The 16,533-nt window shown below is 44.6% G+C and carries 11 protein-coding genes, 1 pseudogene and 1 riboswitch; of the genes and pseudogenes, 8 read left to right on the plus strand and 4 right to left on the minus strand.

Features of this window, described 5'->3' with window-relative positions:
• Nucleotides 1-15 precede the first annotated feature (15 nt).
• The 5 genes from CDZ87_RS01025 to CDZ87_RS01045 all read left to right on the plus strand — a co-directional run bounded on the left by CDZ87_RS01025 (nucleotide 16) and on the right by CDZ87_RS01045 (nucleotide 6,978).
• The gene (locus CDZ87_RS01025; RefSeq protein ID WP_100751766.1) at nucleotides 16-255 is read left to right on the plus strand and encodes an HP1242/YdcH family protein; all 240 of its coding nucleotides are present in this window, start codon (nucleotides 16-18) and stop codon (nucleotides 253-255) included.
• Nucleotides 256-700: 445 nt separating this feature from the next.
• A complete protein-coding gene (locus CDZ87_RS01030; protein ID WP_100751767.1) occupies nucleotides 701-2,026 on the plus strand; it encodes a sphingomyelin phosphodiesterase in 1,326 nt (441 codons plus the stop codon).
• Nucleotides 2,026-2,970 (plus strand): chromosome partitioning protein ParA, encoded by a 945-nt coding sequence (locus CDZ87_RS01035; RefSeq protein WP_100751768.1) that lies wholly within the window; start codon nucleotides 2,026-2,028, stop codon nucleotides 2,968-2,970. The genes CDZ87_RS01030 and CDZ87_RS01035 overlap by 1 nt, the downstream gene beginning before the upstream one ends.
• Before the next feature lie 153 nt (nucleotides 2,971-3,123).
• A complete protein-coding gene (locus CDZ87_RS01040; RefSeq protein WP_100751769.1) occupies nucleotides 3,124-5,523 on the plus strand; it encodes a M9 family metallopeptidase in 2,400 nt (799 codons plus the stop codon).
• A gap of 261 nt (nucleotides 5,524-5,784) precedes the next feature.
• On the plus strand, nucleotides 5,785-6,978 hold the full coding sequence (locus CDZ87_RS01045) for a DUF3103 domain-containing protein (RefSeq protein WP_100751770.1): 1,194 nt from the start codon (nucleotides 5,785-5,787) through the stop codon (nucleotides 6,976-6,978).
• A gap of 94 nt (nucleotides 6,979-7,072) precedes the next feature.
• Here the strand turns inward: CDZ87_RS01045 and CDZ87_RS01050 are convergent, their stop codons facing one another.
• Nucleotides 7,073-7,972 (minus strand): helix-turn-helix domain-containing protein, encoded by a 900-nt coding sequence (locus CDZ87_RS01050; RefSeq protein WP_100751771.1) that lies wholly within the window; start codon nucleotides 7,970-7,972, stop codon nucleotides 7,073-7,075.
• Nucleotides 7,973-8,153: 181 nt separating this feature from the next.
• On the opposite strand from CDZ87_RS01050, the gene CDZ87_RS01055 reads away from it, so the two are divergent.
• Nucleotides 8,154-9,365: a sugar efflux transporter gene (locus CDZ87_RS01055; RefSeq protein WP_100751772.1), complete on the plus strand. Its 1,212-nt coding sequence runs from the start codon at nucleotides 8,154-8,156 to the stop codon at nucleotides 9,363-9,365.
• A 71-nt stretch (nucleotides 9,366-9,436) separates the two neighbouring features.
• On the opposite strand, the gene CDZ87_RS01060 is transcribed toward CDZ87_RS01055, so the two are convergent.
• The 3 genes from CDZ87_RS01060 to ribB all read right to left on the minus strand — a co-directional run bounded on the left by CDZ87_RS01060 (nucleotide 9,437) and on the right by ribB (nucleotide 14,698).
• On the minus strand, nucleotides 9,437-11,653 hold the full coding sequence (locus CDZ87_RS01060; RefSeq protein ID WP_100751773.1) for an ATP-binding protein: 2,217 nt from the start codon (nucleotides 11,651-11,653) through the stop codon (nucleotides 9,437-9,439).
• 14 nt (nucleotides 11,654-11,667) lie between these two features.
• Nucleotides 11,668-13,890 (minus strand): two-component system response regulator, encoded by a 2,223-nt coding sequence (locus CDZ87_RS01065; RefSeq protein WP_100751774.1) that lies wholly within the window; start codon nucleotides 13,888-13,890, stop codon nucleotides 11,668-11,670.
• A 151-nt stretch (nucleotides 13,891-14,041) separates the two neighbouring features.
• Nucleotides 14,042-14,698 carry a 3,4-dihydroxy-2-butanone-4-phosphate synthase gene (gene ribB / locus CDZ87_RS01070; protein WP_100751775.1) on the minus strand — a complete coding sequence of 219 codons (657 nt, stop codon included), beginning with the start codon at nucleotides 14,696-14,698 and terminating at the stop codon, nucleotides 14,042-14,044.
• Nucleotides 14,699-14,803: 105 nt separating this feature from the next.
• Nucleotides 14,804-14,953, minus strand: a riboswitch (FMN riboswitch).
• Between the two features lie 273 nt (nucleotides 14,954-15,226).
• Between ribB and CDZ87_RS01075 the strand changes: the two are divergent.
• Nucleotides 15,227-15,439: pseudogene (locus CDZ87_RS01075) on the plus strand (VOC family protein); the annotation flags it as partial.
• 219 nt (nucleotides 15,440-15,658) lie between these two features.
• Entirely contained in the window at nucleotides 15,659-16,330 is a 672-nt protein-coding gene (locus CDZ87_RS01080) for a hypothetical protein (protein WP_100751776.1), read from the plus strand.
• Nucleotides 16,331-16,533 lie beyond the last annotated feature (203 nt).

Genomic DNA, 16,533 nt, shown 5'->3' on the forward strand with positions numbered 1-16,533 from the left:
CAAGAAGGTGCCGATATGCTTGGTGAAGACCACTCACTTTTAAAAGAGTTTCCAGAATACAAACAGACCATCATTACATTGGCTAAAAGTGATAATGACTTTGATAGTTTGATGAAGGAGTACAATGATCTCGACAAAAACATTCGTAAACTAGAGATGCGTGACTCGCCCATTAGTGACCAAGAAATGTTGTTGATGAAACACAACCGAGCAGAAATGAAAGATAGGCTTCATCACTACTTGGTTGCCAAGTAGTGCGTAATGTTGCTTATGATCGGGCCAAATGTGGATAAGCATCGCTCCTGAGTTAGATGCTTATCTTGTATTGTTCCTCCTCTATTTTGATTGATCATCTCATCATCTACTTGCAAGATACGTTTAAGATCAGTTATCCACAAGGTGGGATGTTGCTTTGGTTACCCGCTCGAAAATCAAACAAAGCATTTTGTGTTTCATTGCGTCTAGTTAACGCTTTCAACAGTGCCACGTTATCCAATGAGCGATAACCCAAATAATTAATGCTTGGCTTTATGTCACAAATCTGGTCTAAAATATTCAACTGGTTGCATAAATTCTGTTTCTAATTCACGTTTCTGACCTATCAAATTCATTTTTAACAACTGTCACATTTTTATAACATGGGCGTAAGGCATATGCTCTAGATTCGAGTCATCCAATAAAATCCAACAAGGATAACGTAATGAATCTTAAGCAGTGTTCTATCGCTTTAGTCTCTCTGATGGCAAACGCAGTTTTTGCTGATACCGATGTTTACCTCACCAACAACTCGGCACAGCCCTTAGTCATTCAAGTTAGTCAGGAAGGTTCTGATATTCTCAAATATGGCGAAGAGTGGCAGCAACATACAGAAACCCTTGGCCCTTGGGAAACCAAACCGGTGTTGAGTTTTAATCGCTGGGAAGGGGTTAAGTCGGGTGAGATCTACCGTTTTAATACGGTGGTTTCAAACTCAATTGGTGAAAGCGTTACTTTGCAGCAAGTGATGAAAGGGCATTGGTACAATTCAACACTCGCGCATGGTGTCTCAGCGGCGGATGTGGCTCTTTCGCTGCACAATGATCGCAACGTCCACCGCTTTACTAGCCAAGCGTTTGGTGAACGCCGTGCAGAACTTGCATTTAAATCGATGAAGACGGCGCGCTATGACGACCTGCATTACACTATTACGCCGCAAAAAAAAGATGAGCCGGTTGAGCAAGATGCCAACACGCTAAAAATGATGACTTATAACATTTGGGCGCTTCCGGCGGTTGCTCTACACATTGGAGATCGCTTTGATTTGATTCCTGAATATGTCAACGGCTACGACGTGCTTGTGCTGCAAGAGGTGTTTGCCAGTGGACGAGAAGCTTTTTTACGTGAGTTAGCTAAAGAGTACCCTTATCAGACAAGCATGCTCGACAAAGACGGCTTTAATATTTACGACGGTGGCGTGATGATTGTCAGCCGTTACCCGATTGTAAATCAAGCGCAATATGTTTTCCCGGACTGTACTGGTACTGACTGTTTTGCTGACAAAGGCGTGAATTACGCAGAAGTGATCAAAAAGGGAGTGGCATACCATGTTTTTGCCACTCATACGGCGTCTTACGATACCGATACCGCGCGTTATTATCGTCAACGCCAATTTAAACAGATGCGTCAACTTGCTCAATCGCTCGACATTCCGCCTGGCGAGACCGTAGTGTATAGCGGCGACTTTAACGTGAACAAACTTAAGTTCCCTAGCGATTACCAACAGATGCTCGCTAACTTAAGCGCGATTGAGCCAAGTTACTCTGGCTACAGCGCTTCAACGTTTGATCCACGCATCAACGACTTTGCCGGAAAAGTGACGTCAGGGGGCGAGAACGTTGAGTATTTAGATTACGTGATGGTTAGTAATGAGTACCGGATGGCATCATCAAGTGACAATCGAGTTGATGTACCACGTTCCACCGATGAGCGTTTGTGGACACACTACAATCTATCGGATCATTTTCCTGTTACTGCGGTGATTAAGTAATGTTTCGCCTCTTGTTAATCTTAATGCTCGCCTTTTTGGCGAGCATTGTTGGTTGGTTAGACTTCGGGCCAGATAACCCGTTGCCGTCAGTCGAGAGCAATGTGGATCGCGCTGATTCTACTCAAGTCGCGTTAAACCATAATGTGCTTTTCAAGCAAGTACCATCAAAGCGAAAGGTGACCTCACAAGACACGGCAGATTCATCTATGACACTTTCTGAGTTACAGGGACGAGCACTACAGCAGCAACTGGAGACGTTTTGGCTGACGTGTCAAAGTGAACAAAATTGCCAAACCCAATTGTCACAGTTGAGAGCGTCACTGTCTGATCAAGACTATGACTTAGTGGCGAATTACCCAGAGTTAAAGCAGCAGTGGCAATACACTATCGGCTCGATGGATCTCAATCAGTTTGCGACACTGGCGGAAAAAGTGGCACAAGTAAAGCGACACGCTGAAATGGTGTGGGGGCTAGAGTCCAGCCGAGTTCTGGCTGACGAGTTTACACTCTACGATTTCTCTTTAGATGCGCAATCTCTTATATCACAACCTTCTGAGGTGTATGTGCACCAATACCAACAGCTTATTGAACGCTGGCAAGCTAATGAGGCCACGCTGAGTCTTACAAGCGATGTTGCTAGGTTTGAGAAAGCGCTCACTTTGCTTCCATCAAGCTATGCGTCAGCGCAAAGGCAGCAGGTGGTTGAGCAGTTATCGTCTCTCTATCTGACGCCTACGCAGGTGAGCGATATTCTTGATCGCCAGCAGCAAGTTGCTACGCAAGAGCAACAGGTTATAGACTACCAGAGCCAGCTCTCTGAGCTTAAGGTTTCATTAAGTTCTCAACGCATAACAACCTTCGCTCAGATGAATGATTCGCAATGGCAAGCCTATTACCAACAGCAGATTGATCAATTTCGTATTGATTTTTTTGACAGTAATTAATTGTTAAATAAGTGTTTAAAAGAAACGATTGCTTTATGGGGTAGAAGAAATATTTCTGAATCAGAGTCTAAAATGCAACTGATGTCATTTTAATCATCCCATTGATTTTTGTTATAAGGCACCTGAAAATTATCAGTAAAAAAGGTGTTAATAATGAAACAACGTCAATGGGTGCTTGCCAAAGTTGCGGGTGCTTGCCTACTGAGTAGCTTAGGTAGTTACGCTCACGCTAACGTGCAATGTGATTACCAAGATTTAACTCAAAACCAAGCTTGGATAGAGAGGGTCGCCAGTGCCGAGCAGTCATGCTATAGATCTTGGTTTAATGCGCCATCAGAGGCGGCTTTAACACTGTATAGTGAAACATCATTAACCGCGATAGCACAACGTTTATCCACTGAGGTTGATTTATACCGTGCCGAAAAAGAGCAAGCCAAACGTATTGCTAATATGAGTGAGTTTCTTAAAGCGGCTTACTACGCTCGCTATGCGACTCAAGTTCAGCATGGGTATTTTAGTCAATCGTTTAGTCGTTCGATTGCAGATATTTCGCAACGCTTTATCCGTTCTGGTTATGCAACAGAGCTAGGTCGTGAGCAGACTCAGGCGATGGCTTCTATTACATTGTTGATCGATAGTGTAAAACAACTGCCAGTGGCGATGGATTCTATGCTGACGTTACTTGAGTCCTTCGATCGGCAAAATGCGCAGAATTTACAATATGTTGATGGTTTAAATAATCTGTTTCGTGCGATGCATGGTCATGTATCTCGTGACGAATTTTACACTGATATGGTGAGTCATCCGGAATACTTAGCGCGTTTACAGCGGTTTGTTGACAATAATCTTTGGGCGCTCGGAACGGATAGTGAATTCTTAGTCTACAATGCCGTACGTGAAACGGGGCGTCTGTTAGCGCGCCGTAATCAAGCGCTGAACCAACAGGTGATGCCATTTTTAGAGCAAGTGATGGCGCAGCATGGCATTGGTACACAAGGTGAAAAACTGTGGCTGGCAGCCGCTGAGATGATACTGTTTTATGCGCCAGACAAAGCCAAAGATCTTGATATTGAAACTAGTAAGGCACAGTTAGAGCAGCGTCTAATGGCACATCGATTTGAGTGCCAAGGCCCTGCGATTATTCGCTCACAGAATCTGACTCAACAACAAGCTCAGCATGCGTGTGACATCCTCAATGACAAAGAAGCGGATTTCCATCAAGTGGTGAATTCAGGCCAGATTCCTGTCGCAGACGATAACAACAGTCAGGTTGAAGTTGTGGTGTGGCAAGACAACGCTGCCTACACTACGTATTCAAACTTTTTGTTCGGCAATAGCACCGATAATGGTGGTCAGTATCTCGAAGGCAACCCAAGAGCAAAAGATAATGTGGCTCGCTTTATCGCCTATCGTTATGCCAGTGATGAACTGGCGATTTTGAACTTGGAGCATGAGTATGTGCATTACCTTGATGGACGTTTTAACCTCTATGGAGGTTTTGATGAAAATCTTCGCCAAGGCCATATTGTTTGGTGGTTAGAAGGCTTTGCTGAGTATATGCACTACAAGAAAGGTTACCAAGCCGCTGTTGACCTGATTGGCTTAGAGCAATATTCACTCAGTGAGATTTTCGCTACGACCTACCAGCATGACGTCAACCGAGTTTATCGTTGGGGTTATTTGGCGGTACGATTTATGTTTGAGCATCACCCGACCGAAGTTGATACTCTTTTGCAGTATGCAAGAGCTGGAAACTACCTAAAGTGGGCTGAAGAGGTGACGTCACTAGGTGTCGCTTTTGACCAAGAATTTTCTGCTTGGTTAGACACGGTAGCGAATGATCCTTCTGGTAATGATAATGAGGTAGACGATATTGAACAACCTAACGTGGATCAGATCACAAGCCTTGCCCTTAATCATACACAAAGCTTTTCAGCTCAAGCTTATCAAGAACACCTTTTCTATGTAGATGTCCCCGAAGGTACTGAACAGTTCAATGTATCAATCACTGGTGATGGTGATGCCGATCTATATGCTAGTTACCAAAACGTTGCTCATTACTATGATTACCAAACTTCTAATTTTGGTCTGGGTAGTGACGAAGTGATTGAATTTCAAACTCAAGCAAATGGGCTAGTTGCACCGGGGCGTTATTATTTCAGTTTGACGGCACGTGAATCGTTTCGAGCTGTTGAGGTGAAGACCTACGCTAAGAGTAAGAGTGCTCAACTAGCCGATGAGCGCGCACCTATTGTTGTGGAAAATAGTCAGGCGAATGTACTGACCATCAATCAAGTTCGGTACGCAGGTTTGTATGTCAATAGGCCGGGTATCGTGCGAGTCTGGTTAACAGGAAAGCAAGTTGACCAAAGCCCAGTCAGTATGTTTGTTGGATTAGAAGGGTGGGCATCAATGCAGCAATATGATTTTTCCACACAAGGTCAGGGAATAAATCAATACCTTGAGTTTGAGGTCGAAAAACCGGGTCATGTGCACTTTACCCTGTCAGCACAGCAACCAAATAGTGTGGTTGAGTTGTTTACGGCTTACTAACCGACAAGGCTTATGACTAAGGTACTAATCTCAGTGCCTTAGTTAATTATCCTTTAAATGTCAAATTATTAATTTTAAAGTTTAAAATTTACAATTTAAGTAAAATTAAATACCAATACAGAAATGTTATATAGTGATCTTGAGCAAGAATTTTGCTTAGAAACTGATCATTTTTCTTCCTCTCATCAATAAAGCTGATTAGGTTGTAAAGGTAAGAGCAAAAGCCCTACTACTGATAATTATTACAACAAGGAACGTTTAATGCGACCGAATCTTTCCATCAGCTTAATGCTTACAACGGCAGTGGTTGGCTTTCAAGCCAATGCAAATTCTATCGATCTCCAATCTTTAGACACAGCGTCTAAAGTGGAGCGAATCAGCCAGCAAAAACAACAGTTGGCACTTCAGTTCAGTCAGCGATACCAAAGTTTGGAATCGAGCTTAAAAAATCGGATTACAGAGCAACACCTCTCTGCGTCTATCTCTGATATTCAAGCGGTTCAACCCTACTCGGCGTTTAGTCGCCAACTACAAAAAGCCGATCAAAATTACCGAACTATGAAAGGCGTCGATGATTTTACGGATTCTTTGATTGAATTACGTATCGCTGATGTCTCTATGGTCGAAAAATGGCAACAAGGCGAGAGCCCATTATTCGCGTTTGAGCCTGCTGGCGATGACTCAAACTGGCAATATATTGAGGCGTACGATATCTACGGACAGCTTCACCAGCTTGATGTCTATCAACTGCCTGACGTACCAGTATTGGTTGTCGACAGCAACGGTGCCAAAGAACTGCGCGCTGGTCTTCAAGCGATGCAGGCTGAGATGCAGCGTTTAGGCCAGCAAACGAACCTGACCATAGATGAACCGAAGGTGAAAAAGAAAAGCAATCGAGTCCGTCGTTCCGTGCTGTCTGAAGATATCCAACCTTTGAGCACTACCCAGTTGACTAAAATCCGTCTAAATGACGACCAAGAACCTTGGATCTCGGGTAAAGCTGAAGTTTATGCGATCATCACTGGTGTTGACCCAAGCCGCGCTGAACCACAAATCGATCTCGTCGAAATGCCATACCTCGACTATGATGGCCAAGATTACTACCCAGGGCAGACCATCATCTTGTGGCCTCGTTACCGTTGGGGCGCGGTCGATATGATTTTGATGGAGCAAGATGATGGTACAGATTATAAAGAGTTAGCTAAGCTCTTGGTCAGTGCTGCAGGGGAGATCTTAGATATGATCCCAGCCCCAGAACTTCAGGGATATGCGATCATTACGCAAATTACCAGTAAGATTATAGATGTTATTCCTGATGGCGTTCTCACCAATGACGATGATTATCTAGACGTTTATTATACGCTAATGCAAAACACACCCTATATTGACCGTCCGGGCGCAGGGGGCAATGCGATTGCGACCTTTAAGCCAGTGACGATTGAGCCAACTGAGTAAATGAAATCAAAAATGGGATCGTAAGATCCCATTGTCACTATCTTTGACGGACTTTTGACAAAATAGTGATCGCCAGGTTCACTTAAGTACTGCTTTAGTGGCTCGCCAACTCGAACTGACGGCGAAATTTAGACGGGGTCATTTGTTTAACTGCCCTAAACTGGCGATTAAAGTTGGATAGATTTTGAAATCCTGATTTTTCTGCGACCAAAGAAACTGGGTTATTGGTATTCACCAGTAACTCACACGCCTTACCGATTCGATACTGTTTAAGATGATCAGAAAAACTCACCCCATAATGCTTTTCGAAAAGGCGATAGGCTGAGCTTCCACTAAGGTGGAGCGACTGGCACAAATCGGAAATTTTGATCGAACGATGATAATTTTGTTCGATGAAACGTGACGCCAGCGCGACTTTTCGATGGGCGTCTTTGTCGTCAGTTAATTGGTTGAGGCGATAAGGTGTCGATGAAATTTTCCCGGTATTGAGGTCATCACTGAGGTGAATTAACACCTCCATCAAGCGAACGGCTTGATGGTGTCGCGGTAAATCTTCAATATTGATTAATGCTTGAGCAACGGTTTCGGCGGTACCTTGAGAAAATTTAAGCCCATATGCGGCCTGTTCCAGTACTCGTCTAAGATGACGGGCTTCTGGAATGGCCGCTTGTAATCTTTCAACCCAATGTTGTTTAAACCATATTACGATTGAGCGATGCTCTTTTTCTTTGGTGGCAGAAATGGTGCCTTTAATCAAATGGGGTAGACCTGGACCGTATAACAACAGGGTATTTCGCCTCACTTTACCAATCGCATCGCCCGCTAAGTAATGACCAGTAAAAACATCATCGTCATCAAGATAGAGCACTAACTCATACTCAGTGTGGTAGTGCCAAGGGCAAGAGAACGTCTGCTTGTTCACTTGGCAACGATAGTCGCGTACCAGCCAATCGTAGTTGGGCGTGCAGAGCACATTCTCGATAAATGGTTTCATATCAATTCCAAGCTCAATGAGGCGATAGATTAATGTTACTACTTCTTTTCTGTCAAAGAGTTCTTATATATTGAATGATTAGTACCAGAGTTGGCTCGAATAACATCATTTCATCATAATGAGTTTGGTTAGACTAGCGGCAATAAATCATTGTTCAATAGTCGATTAAAGAGGGGCGGAAATGTACCAAGATAAAACTGCCATGTTGTTTGTTTTTACCGCATTTGTTGCTGGCTTATGTGGTGCATTTTTTTACCCGCTTTCTAGTTTATTTATCGTTGAAGAGCTAGGTGCAGAACCAACTAAGCTGAGCTTATACATGTTTTTGTCTGTGGTAAGTTCGGTGGTTGTTTCACAACTATTGGCGGCGAAATCAGACCGCAGTTGGTCACGAAAATCGATTTTACTGGCTGCACTTTTTTGCTATTTAATTACGGTCGTCAGTTTTACCGTGGTGCGTGATTATTGGACGGCGGTTATGATTGCCACCGTATTTGGCAGTGTCAGTGGGGCGTCTTTTGGCCAATTGTTTGCGCTAGGTCGTGAGTACGCTGATAAACATGTCAGTGACAGCACCACCTTTCTTTCGACTATGCGCGCTGGCATTGCCATCGCTTGGGTATTTGGGCCTCCTTTGGCGTTTATTCTCAAAGCAAGCTTTGGTTTTAACGCTTCGTTTATGGTTTCGGCGGCGATAGTGACAGTAGGTATTGGCGTGGTCGTGCTGTTTTTACCCAATGCTAGTTCACCTAATCACAGCGTTAAAGTTCAAGGTGATCAAGCGTCCCAATCGACAGCTGTGCAATCGAGTCACAACAATGGCCTAATTGCGCTGTACTGTTTGGCGTTGGTAGCGGCGTTTTCGGCCAATAATCTCTATATCACAAGCATGCCGCTTTACCTCTCACAAGAACTCCAAGTGAATCCTAACTGGCTTGGTTTTTTATTTGGCGCTGGCGCGTTGTGTGAAATTCCAGTGATGTTATGGGCGGGTAAATTGGCACAGAAACTCGGCACCATCAAACTGATGACGATGGCGGTGGTCAGCGGTATCGTGTTTTATTGCATCATGTTAACCAGCACTTCGTTTATCGCCATGCTGGGTGCGCAGCTGCTCAATGGTTTCTTTATTGGTGTTTGCGCCACCCTAGGTATGGTGGTACTGCAAGATATGATGCGCGATAGGCTGTGTACAGCTTCGACGCTTTTTTCCAGTATGCTTAGTCTGAGTATGTTGGTTTCAAGCTTGTCGATTGGCATAGTGGCGCAAATGTTTAACTATTACAGCACCTTATATGTGTCACTTGGTGGTTCAGCGTTGGCGGTAATTTTATTAATGGTGTTTTCATTGAAAACACGTGTTGATACTCCTTTGCGTAACGCAGCGGTTTAAGGGGGCTTGAGTCAGTAGCTGTCACTGCGCCGCTCTGGGCGCGCAGTGACAGGTTAGATGAGCGAGACTGGCTAGCGGATATCAATGATAGATTCGTCAGCGTCAGGATTTTCATTCTCTGGCGCAACAAGAGGCAGAGTGAGAGTAAAGCAGCAGCCCTGACCTAATTCACTGGTGACTTTTATCTCTCCACCCAGTAATCCCGTGACTAAGTTGTAAACAATGTTTAGCCCTAAGCCTGAGCCTCCTTGGCCAAGTCGAGTGGTAAAGAAAGGATCGAAGACTTTGTTAAGGTGTTCATTAGCAATTCCTAGCCCATTGTCGGTGACGGTGATCACCGCATGTTGCTGCTCTAATGACCCTTTGATTTCAATCTGACGCTGCTCATGATCGGTGAAGGCATGGACTAAGGCATTTGACAGCAAGTTCATCAGCACTTGAGTGAGTGGACCCGGGTAACTATCCATTCTTATTTTGTGTTGGCAGGCTTCGCTTAAGGTGATTTTACTGCGTGATAAGTTGGGCGACATGGTGATCCTAAGTTCGTGGAGGATCTCATCAAGTTCAAAGGTTCGACGCTGATAACTGGATTGATCGACCGCCACTTGCTTGAAGCTTGAAATCAGCTCTGCTGCGCGTCTGAGATTACGTTCAATACTGTCCGCGGATTGACCACTTTGTTCAATATAGTTATCGAGCACCGACCGGCGCAATCCCTCTTTGGTCGATTCGACAAACTCTCGGTTAAAGTCTTTCAAACTGCTAGCAACCACTATCGCATTGCCGATAGGGGTATTGAGTTCATGGGCAATGCCCGCGACCAGTGAGCCCAGCCCTGAGAGTTTCTCTGATCGTACCAATTCTTCTTGGGTTGCCTTTAATATATCAAGTGCTTGTTTGAGCTCTTGAGTACGTTCTTCAACCCGTTGCTCGAGATCCTCGGTTTGTTGTTTGGTTTTTTCAAGGTAGTCACGTCGATCTTTTTCTGTGTTGGCAGCGCGTTCAAACCAGTATGACCATCTATCTGGAATATCGGGGATCACCAGCGTTTTGTTGCTAGGTAACTCTTCGACAAATTGAGCTAATCGGAGTGCGGGCTGGCTAAAGTTCCAGTGCTGATAAAGCACCACAAAGAGCAACAGTAAGGTGAAGGCGGTTGCCATAATTAAGTTGGGCATAACAATGGTGAAGATGTGCGATCCTAACTGCGCATCAGTAATTTCTAACACCAATCGCCAAGGGGTATTAGGCAGTTGATACGAGCTCCAGTAACCTTGCGCGCTACTGTGTAAGGTCGCGTGGTCCACTTGATGAGCTTCACCTTGTGCAACTAACGTCAACACGCCTTGTTGCTTCACGGCTTCGGTCGTGTTTTGCAGTGTGCCCTGACTATCACCAATCACCAACCCTTGCTCATCGACAATCACCAAACGTGCGATATCGAGTGGACGCTCGGTCAAAATGGTATCTAATACCTTAAGCGTAATATCGGTACCTACTGCGCCGACAAAAACACCATCAACATAGACAGGCGCTAGCAGAGAAATCATCATGCCTTTGCCACCCGCATCCATGTAGGGTGTGGTCCATACCTGGTCACGTTGTGGATTGGCTTCAGGCTTAATCAGGTCGAGAGGGTAGGTGCCGCCCGCCTGATAAATAATATCGAGTGCTCGGTCCATATCACTCGCTTCGGTAGCTTGCAGTAAGTCTTTATAGCTCAACCAAGGATAAAGATAGCTCAGTGCTTGTTTGGCATCGTAGTAATAACTCCATTGGAAATCGTTATGCTGGGCGTGGGTGGCGACGATTTCAGGAACCATCGTCAGTAGAGCGCGTTGGTCAAACGAGTAATCTCGACTGTTGGAACGAACGTAAAGCTGACCGATGTGATTTTTAAGTTGTTCTGGAAGGTTTTCCCACGGCGCATTTTTTGGTGAACCAAGGGTGTTTTTACTAAGAAACTCAAGGGCGGACTGACTTGGAGTAAGATCTGGATATCGATAGGCGCTTTCTATCGCGTTGCGCATTTTTCCAACATGGTTGATAGAAACAGAGATGGTTTTGTTGAGCGCCAACATGGTCTCTAGTGCTTGATGTCGGAGCTTGCTTACCTCCTGAGTTCGAATCTCTTTACTTAAATAGAGCGCGTTGCCCAAGGTTAGTAAAATAATCAAAACCAGTGCGCCGTAAATCATCAATCTGTGGCGAGTGATCAACGCTTTTGAGCTCATATGAGCCGCGCCTTGTGAGTACATACTATCGTTGCAGTTGTCTGACTCTTTCATCTTGCACTTCGTCCCTAGTCAATATCAAGTGGCGTACTGGCAAAGCGGATCAACTGTTCCATCACCATGGCTCTTGCGAACAGCCAACCTTGTCCCTCTTCACATTGGAAGGCTTTAAGTTGTTCCAGTTGAGCCTGGTTTTCGATGCCTTCGGCGGTTATTTCCATGCCTAAGGTTTGGCCCAAGTTGACGATCATTTTGGCGATGCTGTCGTCTTGGCCTATCGATTCGACAAAGGTTCGATCGATTTTTAGCCGAGTCGCGGGTAGAGTATGCAACATACTTAAAGATGAAAAGCCAGTGCCAAAATCATCAATGGCAATCTTACAGCCTAACTGGCGTACTTGGTCTAGCACCTGGCAAATTTCAGATAAGTTTTTCGCCGCCATTGTCTCGGTGATTTCAAGCTCAATGCAGTGAGGATTAATTTGATGGCGTTGAAAGGCGCTTTGCAGCAAGGGTACAAAATTGCTCTCTTCAAGTTGCGCTGGAGAAACATTAATGGCCATCGTCAGCTCACAATAGCCAGCCTGCTGGAGTTGCTTAAACTCTTGGCAAGTGCGCTCGATAACAAAAGCGCCAATGCTGACCATCAATCCAGATTGCTCTGCGAGGGGAATGAACTGATCAGGCGGAATCAATTGACCGTCTTTGTTGCGCCAACGTAGCAACGCTTCCACTCCAGTTAGCTCTAAGGTGGAGAGTTTATATTTTGGCTGATACATCATAAACAAGGCGTGGTCATTGAGTGCCTGTTTTAATTCGGTCAGCAATTGCATGCGGTCACGCGCATCTTGGCCCATTCCAGCCGAGAAGCACACTGTTGAACCACGATGATGCAGTTTGGCTTGTTTGAGAGCCACTTGCGCATCTTTATACCGTGCTGTTGAGTTAAAGTCTTGGCAAGACAAGTCAACCAGCCCAATGCTAACGGTAATCTTAAATGGTTGATCATCAACTAAAAGGCTTTGCTCGAACAGCGATAGGATCTGTTCGCTAATCACCTCTTTGGCTGAACCCACCATAGCAAAAACATCGCTACCAACGCGGGCCAAGAAACAACTGGGGAAATAATGTTGTAAGCGAGCGGCCACGCAACTAAGTAGGCCGTCACCGGTGGCGTGGCCGAAACTGTCATTGAAGGCGGAAAAGTCGTCGATATCGATTAACGCCAGCCGGCCGCAATCTTTGTCGTATTTGGGAGTATATTGAAAATTACGTAAGCAATTAAGATTAGGAATATTGAGCAGAGGATCGTGAAAGGCCTTTTCTTCAAGACGGTTGTACAAAATGACGTTATCAAATCCGACCGAAAGGTTAGCGCAAAACACTTCGAGTAAGTGTCGGTCAATACTTTCTAATGGCCGGTTAATGTCTACATAAGCTGCGATACCACGACCTTGCTCAGTAGAAAAGTAGAGCGTTAATCCACTTTCTAACAGGCTGGTCTTTTGCTCCAAACAACGCTGAATGGAATGACGAATCATCTCTGAATCTATACTTTCGAGCGGGGTGTGAACAAATCGGCTGTAGCGCCCTGATGCCGCAATAATCTGTGGGCTCAAAAACGACTCATCACTATCTAGGTTTTCTTGTGCGCAAATCAGCCCATCAGGTTCAATTTGGATGATGGCACTAATTTGTTTCACGGCGCCTTCGGCGAACATTCGCATTCCATGAAGGTTGGCCAACTCAGTGCTGGCTTTGACGACTTTCTCTAGCCCCTGACGCATGATTTGCTGACTACGGATCTGTTTATAAGCTCTAATGGCACTGGTTAAAATGGTAAATAAGCGAATACGAGTTAGCTCGGGTTTGGTTCGATAGTCGTTAATATCGTAACGTTGGATGGTTTCCATTTCGGGAGCATAACCCGGTTGACCAGTACGTAAGATAATTCGGATCGCGTGCATGTCGAGTCTTTCTCGAATGGCTTCAACCAAATCGAGTCCGGCCCTGTCGGTTTCCATCACCACGTCCAACAAAACGACGCCAATATCTTTTTCAGATTGAAGAAGTTGCTCTGCTTGAGCTGCCGAATACGCGTGGATCAGTTCAAGCGGACGATCTTCAATGATCAAATTTTTCAGTGCTAATTGGGTTGCGTGATGAACTTCAGCGTCGTCATCCACAACCAAGATTCGCCAATTATGGCAGGGAAGCGCTGTGACACTTGATCTTGAGTCATCTTCAATGATGGCCATCAAATCATCAGATTCGTTGTGCTTATTGTTCATCGCTTCCTCATATTGCGGAGTATGGCTAAGTTAAAAGTTTAGTCACAGATCGGCAGAGTTGCGAAGAACAGAAAGTATTTTGAGACAGGCAGTTACACTGGGGTAGATAGGATGACAGCCAAGTGCCGTGAACACTTGGCAAATTATCGCTTTAAGCGAGCTTTAAATCGTATTGCTGACGGTACGCGACTATATCTTTAATCGTTAGTACTGGCATATTATGCAGTTTGCCAAATGCAATAATCTCTGGGGTTTTCGCCATGCTACCGTCTGGGTTTGTCACTTCGCATAAAGCGCCCGCAGGTTGTAATCCGGCCATTTGCATCAAATCGATAGTCCCTTCAGTGTGGCCTCGACGAGTGAGCACACCACCTTTGCGTGCACGCAGAGGGAATACATGCCCTGGACGAGCAAGATCAGACGCTATTGCCGTTGGGTTAGCGGCCGTTTTAATCGTGGTGACTCGATCTTGAGCAGAGACGCCAGTGGTCACGCCAATTTTTGCTTCAATCGACACGGTAAATGCGGTTTGATTGGCACTGTTATTGTTGGTCACCATCGGCACCAACTCAAGACGATCGGCTTGCTCTTCTGGTAGACAAAGACAAACAATGCCACTGCATTCGCGGATCATGAGCGCCATTTGTTCCGTGGTTAAAGACTCAACAGAATAAATAATGTCGCCTTCGTTCTCTCGATCTTCATCGTCGAGCAACAGGACGCCTCGGCCTTGTTTTAATGCATTGAGTGCGTTTTCAACGCGAATAATTGGGTCGCCAAATTCGGCAAGTAGAGATGACTGATTCATGGTTAACTCCTAAATATCACCAGAATCAGGGCATACATGAGCACTGGGGACGATAACCCCAGCCAAAACGAAATACACCACGACACGCAGAGCGTGATGGTGCGTTTTCATTCTCTCTCATCCGGACTATAACCGTCGGCTCTGGATTTGCACCAGATCTGCTGACCTCGACGAATCGAGCGCTCGCGGGCTCACCCCTATAGGTTGGTGGGGAATACCGCCGGTGGGGAATTGCGCCCCGCCCTGAGAATAAATTAAACGTTTGCTAATAAAGCCGCTTGATTCTATCGGCTTTGAGAGGAAAATCAATAACTCGCTGACAGGGAAACTCATACATTTGGTAATCAATATGCATCGGTGGATGTAAAACTAGCCACCATGAGTCGAAACCAATAAAGGCAATCACGTGAATGTGAATAACATATTGCTGTATAATAATCAATAATTTTATTTAATTATCAGGGCTACTTATACTCTCCTCATCGAAACAAGCATTGCAGCAAAAAACTGAATTTTTAGGAGTGTATTATGAAAATGAATCATGTTGGTATCTTAGTTGGTGATATGGACAAAGCCGTTGAGTTTTACACTCAAGTGCTCGGTTTGAAAGTCGTCATGGGTAACACTAAGGTGGTTGAAGAGCGCGAATCGGCGATCGGTAGAATGTGTATTGCGGTCTTTGGTGAAGGTTTTAAAGGCTTTAATATTGCCCACCTTGTGACAACCGATGGTATTTATGTCTGAAACCCTTTTGCGCTCAATCAGTGCTAGCGAACAGTAGAGCAAGTGGTATTCACCTCATACTCATTATAAACCCTATATTGTGCGGAAACGATCGCAATAGCGTTGGATTTTTCCTATTCAACTCGAAATTTATCTGTGGCTCCAAAATATGAGTCTATATTCATATTGCGAGTGTAAAACAGCACCGCTTCTAATCACATTGTAAAGGGAAATATTATGAGCTTTAGTGTAGTTAATCAGGTATCAAGTCGTATCAACAATATCGAGATCAACAAGTCTTCACCAAGTAAATTAAGTATCAACTATGCCACTTCAGTAACTAAAACGTCGGAAGGTGTACCTTTCAAAAATTATTCGATTGCGGTATTTGGTGGTCTAACTAGTCCTGTTGGACGTGCTCCTATTTATACCCAGCATAATGTTGTTGCGTCACTTGAGGGCCACATTGAGGTGGAAGTTCCAAGCTGTAACTTCCTATCGGGTGAATACACTGTCGCACTTTGTGTCGGAAGTGATCCTGAACGTACGATTTGTTCTTACAATCACTTAAACCATGGCTCAGTGGTTGCTCCTTTAAACTGCTCTATGTCTTTGGTTGAGCCTATTAGTCAAACACAAACGGGCTTTAAATTAAAAGTTCAGTACAGCCTTCTAGAGGGAATGAATCCAAAGGTTAATGGCGACAGAATATGCTTATATGATATCACTGGTACCGAGATTGCACTGGCTGGATTCTATAACATGGAATCAAGTCAATATGCGGGCTATTGCGAGTTTGAGATAGATAGCCTGTACGCTGGCGAGCAACTAACGATAGGCTACTATCTTGGTAACATTCTCGGCGCATGTGCTGCTCACGAGACTGTTCTTATTGATAGTTTAAATTAAGTGCTTGTAACTAGATAATTATAAAATGGTATTTAGTTCTAATATCACTTCAAGCCTAGACACTGTCTAGGCTTGTATATTCTTCAGTGTCGCGTCACTCATACACATTCAATTCTTGTGACGCATCAATCAAGGGCATCAGGTCACAAAGTAATCTTGTGCTAGTAGTACTGTGAATCTTGACTATACAAGAATGATAAATT

Origin of the sequence: Vibrio salilacus, from assembly GCF_002811245.1 — a bacterium.
GTDB lineage: Bacteria > Pseudomonadota > Gammaproteobacteria > Enterobacterales > Vibrionaceae > Vibrio > Vibrio salilacus.